Origin of the sequence: Actinoplanes auranticolor (genome assembly GCF_018332655.1) — a bacterium.
Lineage (GTDB): Bacteria > Actinomycetota > Actinomycetes > Mycobacteriales > Micromonosporaceae > Actinoplanes > Actinoplanes auranticolor.
On the sequence record NZ_BOQL01000021.1, the window covers coordinates 296996 to 314529 of the forward strand.

Consider the following 17534-nt stretch of genomic DNA (forward strand, 5'->3'; position numbering starts at 1 on the left):
TACGTCGCGGGATCGAAGGCGTCAGCGAAGCACCTCGGCGCAAACGATCAATCAGCGGCGGTGCCGGTCATTTCCCTACCTCAGTCGGGCGACCAGCGCGCGCAGCCACCGGCGGAAGGACCAAGCGTCGGCGTTCCTACCGGACGTCGGCAGAGGCGGTGGCGGTGTCCACCGGTATCCCGCCTCGGAGATGTGCCGCAGCATCCACACTCGTCCCTGCTCACCCGTGGTGTGCCAGGTGTAGCTCATCGGCCGGGCCCGCATCGCCTGTTCCCGGGGGCCGGCGTGCCGCGCGCGGGCTGCTCGCCACCTGCCTCGCGGGCCCGGTCCCAGGGGTAGATTGTGCGCCCGGTCCGCCAGCACCCGGATCTCCATGAGCACTTCGTCGGCATTCACCGTTCCCGGGTGGCGGCTCGGTTTCCCGGCCAGGGCGCGGATCTCGATCAGAGCCTGATAGGCGAGCAGACCCCCGACCGTGCGGTCGTCGGCCTCCACGCCGGAGACTTCCGGGGTTCGGGACACGCTGCCATCATCGCTTCCCGCCGCCAGGTCAGTTTGAGGTGACGCTTCCTGTGGTCAGGTCGGGTTGAGGTGACGCTCTCCGCGGTGAGGTCGGGTTGAGGTTCATGTTCAGGTGACGGTGATGACGACGTTGCCGGTCTTGTGGCCGCTGTCGACGTACCGGTGCGCCTCGGCGAGCTCGGCCAGTGGGTAGCTGCGGTCCATGATGATCCGGAGCGCGTCCTGCGCGAGCAGGTCGCGCAGCTCGGCCAGCGCCGCGTGCTTGCGCACCGACATGCCGGTGCGGACCCGCGGTCCACCGGTGACCGCGGTACGCAGGGCGAGCACGTTGTTCACCAGCCCCGTCGTGGGCAGGTAGCAGCCCCGAGGTGCCAGCACCGGCCGGCACCGGGCGAACGAGCTCCGCCCCACGGTGTCGAAGACAGCGTCGTACCGCTCGCCGCCGGCGGTGAAGTCCTCGACGGTGTAGTCGAAGACCCGTTCCGCCCCCAGTGACTCGACAAGCTTCACGTTGCGGCCGCTGCACACGGCGTGGACCACGGCACCGGTCCGCCTCGCGAGCTGAACCGCGTACGTGCCGATGCTGCCGGAGCCGCCGATGACCAGGACCCGTTGTCCTGATCGGATCCGGGCCAGTTCGCGCAGGAAGTACCAGGCCGTGGTGAAGCCGTCCACGGTTGCCGCGGCCTGCTGGTAGCTGACGTTCGGTGGCATCCAGGTGAGCGATGCCCGCTCGGACAGGCATTTGTACTCGGCGTTCGCCCCGACGCCGAAGCCGGTGAATCCGAAGACGCGATCGCCGATCTCATAGCGCCGCGCCGCCGGGCCGACAGCCGTGACCTGGCCGGCGAACTCCAGCCCGAGCACCCGGACGCCCTTGCGGGGCCGGCGCGGTCCGAGGATGAGTCTGCCCCAGCGGGGCTCACCCCGGCGCATGCCGCATTCGGCGGAGGTGACCGTGGTCGCGTGCACCTGAACCTGAACCTGGTCGCCGCGGGGCACGGGCGTGGGCAGGTCGACCGGGGTGAGGACTTCGGGCGGACCGTACGCCTGGAACATCACCGCTCGCATGGGCTCATCATGGGGAGGCGCCGCTGTGACCGCGCTGAGGGCGCCGCGCGGTAGCGAGTCGCTGGCGACGGCGCGGCAACGCTAACGGGGCGGGGCAGGACGGGGCAGGGCAGGACGGGGCGTGGCGGGTCAGGGCACGGACAGCTCGGAGGACTGGGTGGCCTCGCGGAGGCGGGCCGCGTCCTGGCTCGGTGGTGCGCCGAACTGGCGGCGGTACTCGCGGCTGAACTGCGACGGGCTGTCGTAGCCGACCTGGTGGCTGACCGCCGTCACGTCGCCCGGGCGGGTGGCCAGCAGCAGCCGGGCCTGCTGGAGCCGGATCTGTTTCTGGAACTGGATCGGGCTCATCGCGGTGACCGCCTGGAAATTGCGGTAGAACGCGGACACGCTCATACCGCTCATCCGCGCCACGTCCTCCACCCGGAACGACTCCCGGTAGTTCTCGCGGATCCACCGGACCGCGCGGGCGACGTGGGCCAGGCTGCTGTCGGCCAGGCCGAGCTGGCGGACGGTGGCACCCTGCTCGCCGGTGATGAGCCGCCACAGGATCTCCCGCTCGATCAACGGGGCCAGCACCGGGATGTCGCGTGGCCGGTCGAGCAGACGCAGCATCCGCACGGCCGCGTCGATGAGCTCGGCCGGCGCGTCGCTGACAGCCATCGCGGACGGTGTGCCGCCGCCCCGGGGAAGGTCGCCGGGCGCGGCGAGCAGCAGCTGGGCGATCGCCGCCGGCTGCAGGACCAGCCCGAAGCCGAGCGCCGGGCGCGCGGTGCTCGCCTCGGTGTAGTGACCGGTGACCGGCAGGTCGACCGACGCGACCAGGTACTGCCCGGCGCGGTACTCGTACACCCGGTCGCCCAGCGCGAGTGTCTTCGCGCCCTGGGCGATGAGGGCCAGGACCATCCCGGACATCGACACCGATGACTCGAACGCCTGCTCGGCCCGGCCGATCAGGACACCGTCGATGGGGGTGGTCCAGTCTTCGCGGGCATGGCGGGCCAGCAGGGTGCGGAGTTCGTCGAGGGGCACGGATCGATTAGAGCATCCCGCCGCGTTCCTCACAAGGAGAGGATCAGGCAAGGGTACGGGAGCATTGCTCTACTGTTCGACCTGCTCACGATGCTGGAATGGATCCATCGACATCGCAGGGAGCTGCCCAAGGCTCCAGGATCGAACAGGTGGGTACAGCATGAAGGTCGCCATCGTCATCGGCGCCAGCTCGGGCATCGGGCAGAGCACAGCCATCCAGCTCGCCAAGCGGGGGACGGACGTCATCCTCACCTACAGCGGCAACGAGGCCGGCGCCCGGGACACCGTCGCCGCCGTCGAGAAGGAGGGTGGCACCGCCGTCGCTCTGCGGCTCGACATCGGCCGTAGCGAGACCTTCCCGGAGTTCCGCGAGCAGGTCGGGGCGGCACTGCGTGACACCTGGCAGCGGGACACGTTCGACTACCTGGTCAACAACGCCGGCTTCGGCGGGATGGCCATGTTCACCGACACCACCGAGGAACTGTTCGACAAGTTCATGCGGGTCCTGCTCAAGGGTCCGTACTTCCTGACCCAGACCCTGCTGCCCCTGCTGGTCGACGGCGGCGCTGTGGTTAACGTGAGCAGCAACTCGGCGCTGCCGACCGGACTGGTGGACGCCGGCTTCTCCGCGTACGCCACGATGAAGGGCGGCCTGAACGTACTGACCCGCTATCTGGCCAAGGAGTTCGCGCCCCGCGGCATCCGGGTCAACGCCGTCTCGCCCGGCCCGACGCGGACCCGGCTCTCCGACTCTTCCGGGGTGGCCGCCTTCGAGGCGTACCCCGAGGTCATCCCCGCGCTCGCGGCCAAGACCGCCCTCGGCCGCATCGGCGAGCCCGACGACATCGCCATGGTGATCGCGACCCTCCTCGGCGAGGACGGCCGCTGGATCACGGCGCAGAACATCGAGGTCTCCGGCGGCTACGACCTCTGACCGCGCCGATCCGCACGGCCTGAGGTGTCGGGATGGCTGTCATGCAGACCGTGGCCCGGATCCGCGTGGGTGCTGGAGCTGCCGTCGAGCGGCTGGTGTGCCATCCCCGCCTTCCGCTGGTCGCCGGCCCGGCCTCCGGGAGCCCGGCGGTGCGCATCTGGGACTGTGCGGGGCAGGACCTGCGGGAGATCGGGATCATCGACCGGGACCGGATGCCCCGGTGGCGTGGCATCCGACCCAGCCCCTGCCGGTGGCGTCCGGCGAGGACGGCGTGACGCAGTGGACCGCCTCGGGAATGTCCTACGTGGAGGTTGTGCCTGCCACCACGGCGTGCCGGTATCTGGCTTTCAGTCCGGACGGCCGAGCGTCGGGGGCGTCACCGTCGTCGAGCAGCACGACCTACGGCTCGGTGTCGTCGGACGTCATCGACCTCGCCGCGGGAACCGTCGCGCCCGCAGTCCAGCTCCGCGGGGTCCGGTCTCTCGGCCGCTGCGGTGAGGTCGGATACAGCCGGACCGTGGTGGGACACCGGAGTCGCCGTGCATCCGGCCGGCGGTTTGAGGCTGACGTTCAGCAGCCATCAGGGCGCGACCCTCGGCCTGTTCGCGCGGGCCGCCGGGACCGCGATGCGGGTGCTCCGCCGGGCGCTGATCCTGGACTGCGACGGCTACGAGACGCCGGTGTTCAGCCCGGACGAGCTGGAAGCAGGACGACCTCGCGACCGTGACCAGCGCGGAGGACACGGACCCGACGTGGCTGCGGATCCGGGCGGCCATGAACGCTGTGCGGTACCAGACGACCTGATCCGACCTGGTCCTGGTTCTGCTGAGTCGGCGACGCGACAGTGCGTTCGGTGAACGGATCCGGGGCCGGCGGTGACGAACAAGGTGACATGGCCACGATCTGAGGAGCCGACACCTTGTACCCGATCCGAAGAGTGAGTCTCATCCTGACGGCCGGCGCCGTGGCGCTGACCGTTGCTGTCCCCTCCATGGCGACCGCGGCCCCGCCACCCGCCGCCGGTACGGGACGACTGGTCCCGCTGCACTCGCTGGGTGGCCCGGGGTCGTTCGCCACCGCGATGAACGAGCGCGGCGACATCATCGGCGCCAGCATCGACGCCGCCGACAACTACCGGGCCGTCGTGTGGTGGCAGGGCCGGCGTACCCCCACCGCTGTGCCCGTCAAGGGCGCCACGGCCGGCGCCGTCAACGACAAGGGGCACATCGCCGGGTCTGTCCCGGGCGGGCTGTTCCTGTGGCGGTCCGGGTCCGTCAGGTATCTGAAGCGACCCGCCGTGGCCTCGTTCGGGGCGACCTTCCTCAACGAGCGTGATCAGGTCGCCGGCACCGCGACCGATCGCAACGACGCCTCCCGCGCCTTCGTGTGGCAGGGCGGACGGATGACGATGCTGGCGACTCCCGCGGGGATGGACAGCCGGGCCGTCGGGATCAACAACCGGGGTCAGGTCATCGGCGTCCTCACCCGGAGCGGGGTATCGACCGAGCGGGCCGTCCTCTGGCAACGCGGCCGGATGACCGAGCTGGGCACGCTCGGCGGCGCCGGCAGCACGCCGACGGCGATCAACGATCGTGGTCAGGTGGCCGGCACCAGCGCGGTCGCCGGGTCAGCCGACGAGCACCCGTTCCTCTGGCAGCGGGGCCGGATGACCGACCTGCTCGCCGGTACGGACGCCACCGCCGGCCGGGTCGCGGACCTCAACGAGGCCGGGATGATGACCGGCGCCGCCACCTTCGGCACCGGTGACTCGCGGCCGGTGCTGTGGCGGGCCGGCCGGATGCTCGACCTCAGCCTGCCGGGCCATGTGGGCGGCGGCGTGGACATCAACGAGCGCGGCGACGTCACGGGTTCCACGTGGCCGGACCCGCAGAGCACCGCGGTGCCGTTCCGCTGGCGCAAGGGGCAGACCACCCTGTTCCCGGAGCCGGTCAGCGACATCGCCATCACCGTCATCGGCATCGACCGGCGCGGAGTCGTCGTGGTGGACCAGGAGACCTCGAACGGGAACTTCGTCCTGCGGTCCGCCTGATCCGGCACACCCACGCCGGGTGCTCAGCGCCCGGCGTGGATCCTGCGCGGAACCGGTCAGGAATCAAGAAGCGGCCGCCACCGCACCGCACATAGCGTGACCGGCGTAGAGATCCCGCCCGCCGGCGCGCCGCGAGTCGGGGTCAGCCACTTCAGGAGGAGGTCCCCATGAACAAGTGGATCCGGCAGTTCCACCGCTGGCTCGCCATCGCCTTCACGGTGACGGTCATCGTCACCTTCGTCGCCCTGGCCCAGGAGGATCCGGTGCTGTGGGTGTCCTATGTGCCACTGCTGCCGCTCGGGCTGCTGCTGTTCTCGGGTCTGTACCTGTTCGCGCTGCCCTACCTCACCAAGCGGCGCACCAAGCGACGCGTCGCCGCCGAGAGCTGAAGGCCGGCCGCGGCAAGCGGCCGTCCGAAGCCGACGCGTAGCCGGTCAGCGACTGGCAGCGTCAGCGAGCGCCCGCTCCACAGGCACCGGCCGCCCAAGATAGAACCCCTGCCCCAGCGGCACACCACACCCAACAAGCGCATCACGTTGCGGCGCAGACTCGATCCCCTCGGCGATGACAGTGCAGCCATACTCCCGCGCGAACTCGACCAGCGACCGGATCGAGGCCCGGCGGGCACCCTCGGCCTCCACCCCGGCCAATGACGCCCGCCCGAGCTTGAGGAAGCCCGGTTTCAGCGCCTCCATCCGGGCCGGCGTGTCGTATCCCGCACCGGCGTCGTCGACCGCGACCGGACACCCGCCGGCAAGTTCGAGAGATCCGCGCCGTCGGCGTCGGTGATCTCCAGGACCAGCGGCCGGGTGCTCTCCGCCAGCAGCGGTTACAGCTCCCGGGGCCGCCGCAGCAGGTCGCCGGAGACGTTGACCGCCAGCCGCGTGTCCTCCGGCAGGGCGGTCGCGGACGCCAGGGCGGCTCGGATCAGCGCCGCGTCGAGGTCGGCTGGAAGACGGTGAAGAAGGTGAACTCCTCGAAGGAGCTCGACCGGGGCTGGGTCACCAGGTCGACCACGGTGTTGCCGACCCCGACGAACGCCACCATCGCGTACGTGGCCAGCACCAGGTTCAGCCCGGCGAAGACCAGGTCGTCCCACTGGCGCAGCTGCACGTCGCGGACCACGGTGTAGGCGCAGAGGGCGATCAGAGCGATCGGGGCGAGCAGGTACGTCGTCGCGGCGATCGTCCGGTTGCGCACTTTGGGCGTCCGTTTGAAGGCGCTCTTCTCGCCGGTGAGCAGCTGCAGGATCGAGGCGAAGCTGCCGGAGAGGTTGACCGGCAGCAGGATCAGGTTGAAGCCGTAGACCCGCAGCACGTCCAGCCGCTTGTACCTGCGCGACTCGGCCGGCCCGACCGCGAAGTCCTGGGCCGTGCCGTACGTGGACGTCACGCTGACGCCGACCTTCGAGTTTCAGGATCCGGCGGTCAATCCGGCGAACGACGTGGCCCTCGCCTTCGTGGTGGCCGACCCGAAGGACGGTTGCGCGCCCAGCTGGGGTGGCGCCTACACCCCGGACGAGGCGGCCGCCTCGCTGGAGCTGGACCGCCGGATCAGCCAGCTGCGCTCCGCCGGCGGCGACATCCTGCTCACACCAACGTCGTCGTGCACTCCAACACCTGCAGCGGCGTGGCCCAGGACGCGCTGGCCTTCTCGTCGGTCTTCGCGGGCCTGCCCGGCAGCGCGGTGGGTATCTCCGGCCGCGACTCCGTGGCGATCCCGGACCGGGCGCCGGTCGTGGACGACCCGGAGACCAGCCCGTACCCGGTCTGGCGGCTCACCGCCCAGTACGTGAGCGGATACAAGGTGGTCTGGCACGGCGTCGTCTACGAGGCGAAGTGGGTCAACCAGGGCTTCGACCCGTCGGCGGCGGGGGACGGGTCCAGCCCCAGCCCGTGGTCGGTGATCGGACCGGTCAGCCCGTCGGAGAAGGCGCCGCGCCCGAGCCCGGCGGTGACCGGGGTGACCGACAAATGGGATCCGGCCGAGGTCTACGCCCGGGGGGACCGGGTGCTGTTCGATGCGCTGCCGCACCAGGCCCGATGGTCGACCACGGGCGGCGCGCCCTCCACCGAATACCCGACCGACCCGGACGACCCGTGGCAACCGCTGTTCACCGTGCCGGGCGAGCCGCCGACGAACTGACGGCATGCCATCCTTCTCTTTCGATGTGGCCGGGGCGTGCCGGCCGCTCCTGGGGGAGGAGCTCGCATGGTCGCGATCCGGGTGGCGAGGCTGTTCGACGGCGAACGGATGCACGACGGCGGAGCCGTGGTGCTCGTGTCCGGCGGCCGGATCGCCGAGGTACGGCTCGGGACGGATGCGGTGCCCGAGGACCTGCCGGTGGTCGAGGCGCCGGACGGCACGCTGCTGCCGGGGCTGATCGACGCGCACGTCCACCTGTGTGCGGACAGCGGACCGGGCGCGCTCGACCGGCTCGCCGACCTGCCCGATGCCGAGGTGTCCGGGGTGATCGAGGCGTCGTTGCGGGCCCAGCTGGCCGCGGGCGTGACCGCGGTCCGGGACCTGGGGGACCGGCGCGGGGCGGTGCCGGCCTGGCGGGCCGCGGCCGGTGCCGGACTGCCCACCGTGGTCGCCTCGGGCGCACCGCTGACCACGGTCGGCGGGCACTGCGGGTCGATGGGCGGCGAGGTCCGCGGGGTGGCGGAGATCCGGACCGCGGTCCGGGACCGGGCCGCCGCGGGCGCCGACGTCGTGAAGATCATGGCCAGCGGTGGCGTGTTCACGCCCGGCACGGACACCACGCGGCCGCAGTTCACCGACGAGGAGCTCACCGCGGCCGTACGGGCGGCCCACGAGCACGGCTTGCCGATCACCGCGCACGCCCACGCGACCTCCGCCGTCCGGCAGGCACTGCGGGCCGGGGTCGACGGCATCGAGCACTGCACCTGCGTGACCGCGACCGGCACCCGGGTCGAGGACGACCTGGCGGCCGCGCTCGCCGAGGCGGGGACCGCGGTCTGTGCCACGCTCGGCTCGGACCCCGCCGTGGTGGTGCCGCCGGCCGTGCTGGCGATGGCCGAGCGCGCGGGTCTGACCCAGGCCGCTCTGCAGGACGGGGCGGCCCGGCTGTACCGGGCCGGGGTGCGCCTCGTGGCCGGCTCGGACGCCGGGATCGGCCCGGCCAAACCGCACGGCATCCTGCCCGCCACCATCGCGGAGTACGTGCACTCCGGCATCGACCCCGCGACCGCCCTGGCCGCTGCTACGTCGGTCGCCGCGCAGGTCTGCGGGCTGGCCGGGCGCGGTCGCATCCGCCGGGGCGAGGACGCCGACCTCGTGCTCGTGGACGGCGACCCGACCCGGGACATCACGACGCTGGCCCGGCCGCGGGCGGTCTACCTCGCCGGTGAGCCGGTTGCCTGAACGGTCTCGGTCACGGGACGGGCGCCGGGCTGATCCGTAGCGCCGCGATGAGGCCGGCATACAGCTCGTCGGTGGCGAGCAGCTCGGAGTGCTTGCCGGCGGCGCGCACCCGGCCGGCGTCGAGCACCACTATGTGGTCGGCGTCCATGACTGTCGAGAGCCGGTGGGCGATGGAGACGACTGCGCCGGTGACCGCGAGGTCGCGTACGCCGGCGGTGACCGCGGCCTCGGTCAGCGCGTCGAGCTGCGCGGTGGCCTCGTCGAGCAGCAGCACAGCGGGCCGCGCGACCAAGGCCCGGGCGATCCCCAAGCGCTGGCGCTCGCCTCCTGACAGCTGTCCGGCCGCGACCTCCGTGTCCAGACCTCGGGGCAGGGAACGCACCTTGTCGGCCAGGCGCACGGTCTCCAGCGCGTCCCACACGCGTGCGTCGTCAGCGTCGGGCGCCGCGTGCACGATGTTCTCCCTGACGGTTCCCGGCACGATCGGCGTGTCCTGCTCGACGTAGCCGATACGGCGGCGCACGGCGTCGGCGGTCCAGGCGTCGTACGGCACCCCGTCGAGGAGCACCCGTCCCTCGGCCGGGTGGAGGAACTTGAGCAGCAGGGACAGCACCGTCGTCTTGCCGGCGCCCGACGGGCCGATGAGCGCGGTGTGACCGCGACGTGGAACCTCGAACGCGGCGCCCGCCAGTGCGGCCGGGCCCTCGGGGCCGTAGCGGAAATGCACGTCGTCGACCACGAGCACGGAGCCCTCGTCGGAGCGCACGCCCACCGGTGCGGCGCTCGCACCGGGAGCGTCGGTCTCCTGCGGCAGTGAGGTGACCTCCTCGATCCGGGCTGCCGCGGCCAGGCCCGACTGCAGCGACGTCACGCTCATCGTCAGCATCATCACCGGCCACGTCAGGCCGAAGACGTAGAGCAGGAACGCGACGAGGGTGGGTACGTCGAGCGCTCCGACGGAGACCCGATAGGCGCCGAAGCCGAGGACCACCAGGACCACGAGGTTGATGGCCACGCCGGTCAGCGTCCACGCCGCGGCTTCGACGCGGACCGCGCGCGTCCCCAGCTGCGCCGCGCGGTCGACGTGGCTCCCCAGCCGGTCCAGCTCCCGTGCCTCGGCGCGGCTGGCCTTGACCGTACGCAGCGCCCGCGCCACGCCGTCCAGACGGCCCCCGAGCCGGCCCAGTTCCTCCTGCACCTGCTGCTGCAGGCGCGCGAGCAACGGCATCAACGCCATCGCGAGGGCCGAGCCGACCACGATGACGGCGGCCGTCGCACCGACCAGAGCCAGGTCGAGGTAGGCCATCAGCACGAGCGTGCCGATCAGGGAGACCGCCCCGTTGACGAGATTGGCCAGGCTGCTCGTCGCAGCCTCGCGGATCAGGGTCGTGTCGGACGTGACCCGGGACACCATCTCGCCGCCGGTGCGGCCCGACATCGCGTCGGACCGGGCGCCCAGCATCCGCCCGAGCATGGCGCGCCGAGCGCCGCGGACGATGCGCTCGGCCATGGTTCCGAGCATCACGGTCTGGACGTAGCCGATGACGGTGCCGACCACGAGCACGCCCATCAGGAGCATGACGGGACCCGTCAGGGAGGCGCCGGTCCCCAGGCGCTCCAGCACCGACCGCGTGACCAGCGGGCTGATGAGCCCGCTCGCCGTCCCGACGAGGCCGAGCGCGGTGGCCACGGCCAGCGCAGCGCGGCGCGGGCGGACGTATCCCGCGAGGAGCCGCCACCGGGGCGTCTCGGAGGATCCTTCGGAAGCCATGATGCGACACTACTGTCCCATTATCGGCCTGCCAAGTTTCTTTTTCGAGCGCTCGGGTCGCGGGAGCATACGCTGCACGTATGCCGTCCTCCTCAGGCCCGGTGGCCGCCGCAGACGTCGTCCTTCCGCCGTCCGACGCAGCAGCGCTCGGGCCGGCGTCCAGCCCGGACACGCCGGTCCGGCGGCGCACCCGGCGCGCTATCGTCGACGCCGCCGTGCACATGTGGGCACGTGACTTCGCCGCCCCGCTGAGTGCCATCGCCGAGCAGGCAGCCGTCAGCCGCAGCACCCTGCACCGCTACTTCCCGGACCGTCCGGCCTTGCTCGACGCCTGCCTCCGTACGGCGCTCGAGGTCTTCGGCGGGGTCAATCCGTGCGACGACGTCCCGCGCGCAGCGCCCGAGCCGCCGGCCCTGGACCAGCTCCTGAGTCAGCTCGAGAGTGTGGTGCGACTCGGCGACTGGGTGCTGTTCCTGTGGACCGACCCATCGCGCTTCTCCGGCCATCCGCTCGCTGACGACCTGGTGGGCGGCGAGGACGACACCACCCTCGCCCTGATCCGCCGCGGCCAGGCGGAGGGATCGCTCGATCCCGAGGCCCCCGCCGACTGGCTGCTGGCGGTCTACTACTCGGTGCTCTACTGCGCCGCGGAGCAGGCCGTGCGGGGGGCCATGCCGGCGCATGAGGCCGGGCGACTCGCGGTCCGAGCGCTTCGCGGCGGCATCACCCCGTCCTGAGCGGGCAGAGACCCGGCCCCGCTCGACGGTCACGACATCGGGTGGCGTGAGGTGGCCGTCGGTTCGAGGTGCATGAGCTCAACGGTCACCCCGGCCTCGTCGAGACGTTCGGCGATCCGCTGCCACCCGGTGTCGGCGCCGAGCCGCTTCTCCGCCCTCGACCACTGCTCCCGGTCGGCGAACACCGCCAGCGCGACCACGTGGTCGCCGTCGCGCACCGGCAGCCGGGGGAAGGTGTTGGGGCTCGGCTCGGTGCGCCACATGGCCACCGGCACACCGAGCGCCTGTTGGAGCACCTCGTGTCCGTGGCCGGTCAGCGCCGGCTCCAGGTAGGTGCCGGCCGGGAGCGACCAGGCCAGAGCAATCACCCACGCCGGGTCGGCGGTCGGTCCCGGGGCTCCGGCGTCCACCGCAGGCCCCGGGCGGTGCGCCGGCTCGGTCGCCCGCAGCAGGAGCACGTCGTCGCTGTCGATCATCGTGGCGTTGGCCGTGTCCCGGTGGGCGTGCCAGACCTGCCCGAGGTAGAAGTCCTCCAGCGCCTGGTGGCGCTGGGGCATGGAGGCGAAGCCACGGAACCACACGAACCGGTCGGGGTCGTCCCGGTCCCGGAACTGGCCGCCCAGCCGCATACCCGACCGCTCCTGGCCGTCGACCAACCACCGCTGGAACACCGCCTGGAGCTCGTCGAACGTGCCCGGCCGCAACGTGTACCGGCGCATCTCGACGACGTCGCAGCCGGCCAGGTCGGCGGGCACTGCAAGCGGCTGACTCGGCATGGCTTCCCCCATCTGTAACAATGTGTGTTACTCATTATGGACCACGAAGGGGAACGCGTCATGGCCGGCAACAGTCGCCTCACCGTGGCCGTGCATGCCCTGTGCTGGCTCGCGCTGGCCCGGCGGCACGGTCACCCCGCGCTGACCAGCGACCAGATCGCCGCGAGCCTGGCCGGCAACCCGGTCGCCGTACGCCGGGCGCTCGGGCCCCTGCGCGACGCCGGCCTGGTCACCGCCGGCCTCGGGCCCGGCGGCGGCTGGTCGCTGGGCCGGCCGGCCGCCGGCATCACGCTGGCCGAGGTGTACGCGTTGGTCGAGCCGGGCGCCGTCTTCGCCCTGCACCCGCACCGGCCGAGCCAGGAGTGCCCGGTCGGCTACGGCATCGGGCCGGTCCTCGAGGAGATCTACGAGGAGGTGGCCCGGGCCGTGGCCGGCGAGCTCTCCCGGCACACGATCGACCACCTGCTGGACACCCTGCTGCGCACGCACCCCCTGCCCACCGAATGGGCGGGGATACCCGGCCTGCCTAGCGATCGTCCCGGCGCGGTGCCAGATGGTCCAGCGGCAACGGCCCCCGGCTCTTGACGGTACGGATCGCGAAAGTGCTCCGGGCGTCGGCGACCGACGGGATGGCCAGGATGCGGTCCAGCAGCAGCCGTTCGTACGCGGCGAGGGTCGGCACCGCCACCTCCACCAGGAAGTCGGAGTGGCCCGAGACGACGTGACACGCCACCACGCCGGGGATGGCCGTCAGGGCCTGCTCGATCCGGGTCGACGTCTCCAGCGAGTGCCGGTCGGCCTTCAGCTCGACGAAGACGGTGAGCTCCAGACCCAGCCGGGCGCGGTCCAGCTCGGCCCGGTAGCCGGCGATGATCCCCTGCTCCTCGAGCGCGCGCAGGCGGCGCAGGCAGGCGGACGGCGACAGCGACACCGCGTCGGCCAGGTCGACGTTGGCGATGCGGCCGTCGTGCTGGAGCCGCTCGAGAATGGCGCGGTCGGTGGCGTCGTACTGAGGCATACGCACATTATGGCGTCACGGCACGGTTCGGCGACACAATCGTGCGCCGAAGACGGTTCCGGGCAGCATCTTTGCCATCGCGTGCGGCTGCGTACGGAACAAAATTGCGGCATGGAACTCAGCGTCTCCCGGGGTGTGGCCCTCTATGTCGGTGCCCTGCTCGGCCCCGGTCTGCTCGTCCTGCCCGGACTGGCCGCGGCCGCCGCCGGCCCGGCATCGATCCTCGCGTGGATCGGCCTGCTGGTCCTTTCCGGCCTGCTCGCCGTGGTCTTCGCCGCCCTGGGCGTGGCCCGGCCGTCGAACGCCGGGGCCGCCGCCTACGTGCGGGCCGGGCTCGGGATCCGGGCCGGCCGCGCCGCTTCCTGGTGCTTCCTCGCCGGCATCATCACCGGAGCACCCGTCGTGTGCCACATGGGCGCCGGTTACCTCGCTGCCTCTCTCGGCGCAGGCCGGGGAGGCACCGCGCTCGCCGGCGCCGCCCTGCTGCTGGTCGTGCTCGCCGTCACGCTGTGCGGGGTCCGAACCTCGACGACGGTGCAGCTCGCCCTGATCGGTGTGCTCCTGGTCGTCGTCATCGTGGCGGTCGCCGGCGCGGTGCCGAGCTCGGCCGCCGGCAACTGGCATCCGTTCGCGCCACACGGGTGGGCGGCCGTCGGATCCGCGGCTGCCCTGCTGATGCTCTCGTTCGTCGGCTGGGAGGCGATCGCGCCGCTGACCGTACGATTCGCCGACCCGCGCCGCCGGCTGCCCCGGGTCATCGGTATCGCGTTCGCGGTGACGACCGTCGTCTACCTCTCGCTCGCCGCCGTCACCATCGCCGCACTCGGCCCGCGCGCCGGCACGGAGGTGCCGCTGGCTGCCCTGCTGTCCCTGGCCTTCGGCTCCGCGGGTTCGGCGGTGGCGGCGGGTGCCGCGATCGCCCTGACCGTCGGCACGACCAACGCCTACTTCACCGGAGGTGCCGCCCTGGCGCGATCGCTGACCGCCCCGGGGCGCCGGAGCGACCGCCTGGCCATGCCGCCGTGGCTGCTGACCGTCATGCTGGCCGCCGAGCTGGTGGCGACCTGGCTGCTCGGCACCGGCAGGGTCCCGGTGTCGGCCATGGTCACCGTGCCGAGCGCCTTCTTCCTCGCCGTCTACCTCGGCTGCACGGTGTCCGGCTGGCGCATCCTCACCGGTACCCCGCGCGCCGTCGCCGCCGTCGCCACGGTGGCCGTCGCCGCCGTCCTGTTCCTCAGCGGATACGCTCTGATCCCGGCTCTGCTGGTGACGGCCGTGACGGCGATGTGGCCGGTCCCAGCCGCCGATCGAGGAAGCCGACGACCGTGCCCGCCAGCGCGGTCCGGTGATCGGACAGCGCGTGACCGGTATCGAAGAGCCGGTGTTCCAGCCGGTCGGGCGGATGCTCCCGGCACCACTGCACCAGCGGGTGATGATGCGTGCCGACCGGCGTGACCGGATCGCGGCCCGTGCCGACGAGCAGCACCGGCCGGTCCGCCAGGCGCGGCGCGAGCCCGCCGCGGCGGCGGTCATCAGCGCGGCGAATCCGCCGAGGCTGTGACCGACCACGGCCACCCGGGAAGGATCCAGCCGGTGGCCCCGGCCATCGCGCCCCCGCGTACGGCGGCCGAGTCCTCGAGCACGTGGCGCCAGGACCAGGAACCGCCGTCCATGGCCTCGCCTACACCTCGTCGCATTCCCACGATGACGAGCCGCCGTGCAGCGCCGGCCGGTCGGCGGCGTACGCGGGAGTGTCGTGATCCTGCTCCAGCACGATCACGAGGGGCTCCGCGGCCTCGGGGCGCTCCGCCGGGCCGGGCCCGGCGACGAACAGCGCGGTCACCGCGGCGAGGGAAACGACTGCGGCACTGAGGGCGGTTCTGATCCGCATGGCACAGCTCCTGACGTCATCCGGCGGTCCCGAGGTGGGCGCGGCCCGTCCGGCAAGGTTAGGTCGAGAATCCGGCGGCTGGGAGGGACTGGTGTCGGAGGTACTGACAGAACCTCCCTAGGATCGGGCCTCCTCCGGTCGCGGCGAGTGCCTCGATCCTCGGCCCCGGCCGGGTGGGAGGACCAGGCAGGCACCCGGCAGCGAACCGGCAAGCCCCGGGCGAGACTGGGGCATGACTTCTTCGTTTCCCGCGCTGGTCGCCCGCACCCAGGGGTTCTCGCTCGGCCGTCCGCGCCGGTTCGTGGTGGCCCCCGACGGTTCCCGGGTGTTGTTCCTGCGCTCGCGCGGTGGCGCCGACCCGGTGGGCGATCTCTGGTCGTACGAGGTGGCGACCGGGACGGAACGCCTGCTGGTGGACGCCACGGCGCTCGGGGCGGCCGACGGGGCACCGCTGACCGAACGCGAGCGCGCCCGGCGGGAACGGGCGCGCGACCGGTCCGCCGGGATCGGTTCGTACGCCACCGACGCCGCCGCCCGCACAGCGGTGTTCACCCTGGCCGGCCGGCTGTACGCGGTCGACGTGACATCCGCCGGGGTCACCGACCTGGGCGCGCGGGAGCCGGCCGCCGAGGCGCGGATCGACCCGGCCGGCCGCACGGTCGCGTACGTGTGCGAGGCCGAACTGCGGGTGGTCGGGCGCGACGGCAAGGACGACCGGCCGCTGGCCGAACCCGACGGCCCCGAGGTGACGTGGGGCCTGCCCGAGCACGAGGCGTCCGAGTCGATGGACCGGTTCGAGGGCTACTGGTGGGCGCCGGACGGCCGCAGCCTGGTCGCGGCACGGGTGGACAACGCCCCGGTGCAGGTCTGGTACGTCGCCGACCCCGGTCGCCCCGAGCAGCCACCGACCGCCCTGCGCTACCCGTCCGCCGGCACGCCGAACGCCGACGTCAGCCTGCACCTGCTCGGTCTCGACGGCAGCCGTACGCCGGTGGTCTGGGACCGTGCCACGTTCGAGTACGTGACCCGGGTGGTCTGGGACGCGACCGGGCTGCTGGTGGTCGTGCAGAACAGGCGCCAGACGGTGATGCGGGTGCTGACCGCCGATCCCGTGACCGGCGCCACCACGGTGCTACGGGAGAACACCGATCCGGAGTGGACGACGATCGTCGCCGGTATTCCCGCGTACACGGCGTCGGGGGTCCTGCTCTGGAGCGTGGACGACGGCGACACCCGGCGGCTCACCGCTGACGGCGTACCGGTGACCCCGCCCGGCCTGCAGCTGGACGAAGTGCTCTCGGTCGACGGCGACACCGTGCTCTTCGCGGCCCGGCAGGAGCCGGCCGAGCGGCACCTGTGGACGTGGTCGCCGTCGGCCGGCCCGGCCCGGATCACCACGACTCCCGGGCTGCACGGCGGGCGCCGGGCCGGCGGGGTGACCGTGGTGGACGCGCAGACGCTCGACGGTGAGGCGGTCACGGTCGACGGTCGTGAGCTGCGCAGTCTCGCGGCCGAGCCGCCGGTCCGCCCGGCGCCGCGGCTGCTGACGCTGGGGGAGCGGGAGCTGCGGACGGCGGTGCTGTTCCCCACCGGGCACGAGCCCGGCACGGCACGGCTGCCGGTGCTCATGGACCCGTACGGTGGCTCCGCCGCGCAGCGGGCCGTCGCCGCCCGGTCCCGGTACTGGGCCGCCCAGTGGTTCGCCGACCAGGGTTTCGCAGTGGTCGTCGCGGACGGCCGGGGCACCCCCGGGCGCGGGCCCCGCTGGGAACGCGCCCGTGCCGGCGACCACGCCGGCCCCCGCCTGCAGGACCAGGTGGACGCGCTGCACGCCGCCGCCGGGCGGTTCCCCGACCTGGATCTGGACCGGGTGGGTATCCGCGGCTGGTCGGCGGGCGGGTACCTGGCGGCCCTGGCGGTGCTGCGCCGCCCCGACGTGTTCCACGCCGCGGTCGCCGGCGCCCCGGTGACCGACCAGCTGCTCTACAGCTCCCACTGGCAGGAGCGCACGCTCGGCCTGCCGGCGGAGAACCCCGAGGGGTACGCGCGCGGCTCGCTGATCGCCGACGCCCCGGATCTGCGCCGTCCCCTGCTGCTCGTGCACGGCATGATCGACGACAATGTGCTGCCGGTGCACACCATGAAGCTGTCCGCGGCCCTGGTGGCGGCGGGCCGTCCGCACACCGTGCTGCCGCTGCCGGGTGTCACCCACATGGGCGTGTCGGTGCCGGGTCTCTGGGAGTACGAGCTGGCCTTCCTGCGGGAGTCCCTCGGCATCGTCCACTGACGTCCGCGCAATGACGGGGAAACATCACGGCCGTATCCCCGTAATCCGGACAGGACCTTGC

The 17534-nt window shown here is 72.5% G+C and carries 20 protein-coding genes; 11 read left to right on the top strand and 9 right to left on the bottom strand.

The genetic code is table 11. The features are described 5' to 3' along the window. Positions 1-75: 75 nt before the first annotated feature. The 3 genes from Aau02nite_RS12970 to Aau02nite_RS12980 all read right to left on the bottom strand — a co-directional run bounded on the left by Aau02nite_RS12970 (position 76) and on the right by Aau02nite_RS12980 (position 2622). The gene (locus Aau02nite_RS12970) at positions 76-522 is read right to left on the bottom strand and encodes a hypothetical protein (protein WP_212988621.1); all 447 of its coding nucleotides are present in this window, start codon (positions 520-522) and stop codon (positions 76-78) included. 108 nt (positions 523-630) lie between these two features. Next, complete coding sequence (locus Aau02nite_RS12975) at positions 631-1593, bottom strand: NAD(P)-dependent alcohol dehydrogenase (protein ID WP_212988622.1); 963 nt, start codon at positions 1591-1593, stop codon at positions 631-633. Between the two features lie 129 nt (positions 1594-1722). Next, complete coding sequence (locus tag Aau02nite_RS12980) at positions 1723-2622, bottom strand: AraC family transcriptional regulator (RefSeq protein ID WP_246595094.1); 900 nt, start codon at positions 2620-2622, stop codon at positions 1723-1725. A gap of 160 nt (positions 2623-2782) precedes the next feature. On the opposite strand from Aau02nite_RS12980, the gene Aau02nite_RS12985 reads away from it, so the two are divergent. From Aau02nite_RS12985 to Aau02nite_RS13000, 4 genes are all read left to right on the top strand, one after another. Then, positions 2783-3556 carry an SDR family NAD(P)-dependent oxidoreductase gene (locus tag Aau02nite_RS12985; RefSeq protein WP_212988623.1) on the top strand — a complete coding sequence of 258 codons (774 nt, stop codon included), beginning with the start codon at positions 2783-2785 and terminating at the stop codon, positions 3554-3556. Between the two features lie 32 nt (positions 3557-3588). Continuing rightward, positions 3589-3831: a hypothetical protein gene (locus tag Aau02nite_RS12990; RefSeq protein ID WP_212988624.1), complete on the top strand. Its 243-nt coding sequence runs from the start codon at positions 3589-3591 to the stop codon at positions 3829-3831. Between the two features lie 662 nt (positions 3832-4493). Next, complete coding sequence (locus tag Aau02nite_RS12995; protein ID WP_212988625.1) at positions 4494-5606, top strand: hypothetical protein; 1113 nt, start codon at positions 4494-4496, stop codon at positions 5604-5606. A gap of 167 nt (positions 5607-5773) precedes the next feature. Further along, on the top strand, positions 5774-5995 hold the full coding sequence (locus tag Aau02nite_RS13000) for a hypothetical protein (RefSeq protein WP_212988626.1): 222 nt from the start codon (positions 5774-5776) through the stop codon (positions 5993-5995). A 45-nt stretch (positions 5996-6040) separates the two neighbouring features. On the opposite strand, the gene Aau02nite_RS46370 is transcribed toward Aau02nite_RS13000, so the two are convergent. Next, a complete protein-coding gene (locus Aau02nite_RS46370; protein WP_246595095.1) occupies positions 6041-6301 on the bottom strand; it encodes an EAL domain-containing protein in 261 nt (86 codons plus the stop codon). 232 nt (positions 6302-6533) lie between these two features. After that, positions 6534-6998 (bottom strand): hypothetical protein, encoded by a 465-nt coding sequence (locus tag Aau02nite_RS46375; protein WP_246595096.1) that lies wholly within the window; start codon positions 6996-6998, stop codon positions 6534-6536. A 213-nt stretch (positions 6999-7211) separates the two neighbouring features. Here Aau02nite_RS46375 and Aau02nite_RS13010 point away from each other — a divergent pair, with 213 nt between their 5' ends. After that, a complete protein-coding gene (locus Aau02nite_RS13010; protein ID WP_246595097.1) occupies positions 7212-7751 on the top strand; it encodes a hypothetical protein in 540 nt (179 codons plus the stop codon). 66 nt (positions 7752-7817) lie between these two features. After that, positions 7818-8993, top strand: a complete 1176-nt coding sequence (locus tag Aau02nite_RS13015; RefSeq protein ID WP_212988627.1) for an amidohydrolase family protein — start codon at positions 7818-7820, stop codon at positions 8991-8993. Between the two features lie 10 nt (positions 8994-9003). Here the strand turns inward: Aau02nite_RS13015 and Aau02nite_RS13020 are convergent, their stop codons facing one another. Continuing rightward, positions 9004-10764 (bottom strand): ABC transporter ATP-binding protein, encoded by a 1761-nt coding sequence (locus Aau02nite_RS13020; protein ID WP_212988628.1) that lies wholly within the window; start codon positions 10762-10764, stop codon positions 9004-9006. 80 nt (positions 10765-10844) lie between these two features. On the opposite strand from Aau02nite_RS13020, the gene Aau02nite_RS13025 reads away from it, so the two are divergent. Beyond that, entirely contained in the window at positions 10845-11501 is a 657-nt protein-coding gene (locus Aau02nite_RS13025; protein WP_212988629.1) for a TetR/AcrR family transcriptional regulator, read from the top strand. 29 nt (positions 11502-11530) lie between these two features. Here Aau02nite_RS13025 and Aau02nite_RS13030 read toward each other — a convergent pair whose 3' ends face one another. Next, positions 11531-12277, bottom strand: a complete 747-nt coding sequence (locus tag Aau02nite_RS13030; protein ID WP_212988630.1) for an NIPSNAP family protein — start codon at positions 12275-12277, stop codon at positions 11531-11533. Between the two features lie 60 nt (positions 12278-12337). Here Aau02nite_RS13030 and Aau02nite_RS13035 point away from each other — a divergent pair, with 60 nt between their 5' ends. Beyond that, positions 12338-12862, top strand: a complete 525-nt coding sequence (locus Aau02nite_RS13035) for an Rrf2 family transcriptional regulator (RefSeq protein ID WP_212988631.1) — start codon at positions 12338-12340, stop codon at positions 12860-12862. Here Aau02nite_RS13035 and Aau02nite_RS13040 read toward each other — a convergent pair. Next, on the bottom strand, positions 12804-13295 hold the full coding sequence (locus Aau02nite_RS13040; protein ID WP_212988632.1) for an Lrp/AsnC family transcriptional regulator: 492 nt from the start codon (positions 13293-13295) through the stop codon (positions 12804-12806). The two genes, Aau02nite_RS13035 and Aau02nite_RS13040, sit on opposite strands and share 59 nt — an antisense overlap. A gap of 111 nt (positions 13296-13406) precedes the next feature. Between Aau02nite_RS13040 and Aau02nite_RS13045 the strand changes: the two genes are divergently transcribed. After that, positions 13407-14750, top strand: a complete 1344-nt coding sequence (locus Aau02nite_RS13045; RefSeq protein WP_212988633.1) for an APC family permease — start codon at positions 13407-13409, stop codon at positions 14748-14750. Next, a complete protein-coding gene (locus Aau02nite_RS47320; protein ID WP_281420974.1) occupies positions 14728-14856 on the top strand; it encodes a hypothetical protein in 129 nt (42 codons plus the stop codon). The genes Aau02nite_RS13045 and Aau02nite_RS47320 overlap by 23 nt, the downstream gene beginning before the upstream one ends. Positions 14857-14976: 120 nt before the next feature. On the opposite strand, the gene Aau02nite_RS13050 is transcribed toward Aau02nite_RS47320, so the two are convergent. Next, positions 14977-15186: a hypothetical protein gene (locus tag Aau02nite_RS13050; protein WP_212988634.1), complete on the bottom strand. Its 210-nt coding sequence runs from the start codon at positions 15184-15186 to the stop codon at positions 14977-14979. A 232-nt stretch (positions 15187-15418) separates the two neighbouring features. Between Aau02nite_RS13050 and Aau02nite_RS13055 the strand changes: the two genes are divergently transcribed. Continuing rightward, on the top strand, positions 15419-17473 hold the full coding sequence (locus tag Aau02nite_RS13055) for a S9 family peptidase (RefSeq protein ID WP_212988635.1): 2055 nt from the start codon (positions 15419-15421) through the stop codon (positions 17471-17473). The last annotated feature ends 61 nt before the right edge of the window (positions 17474-17534 follow it).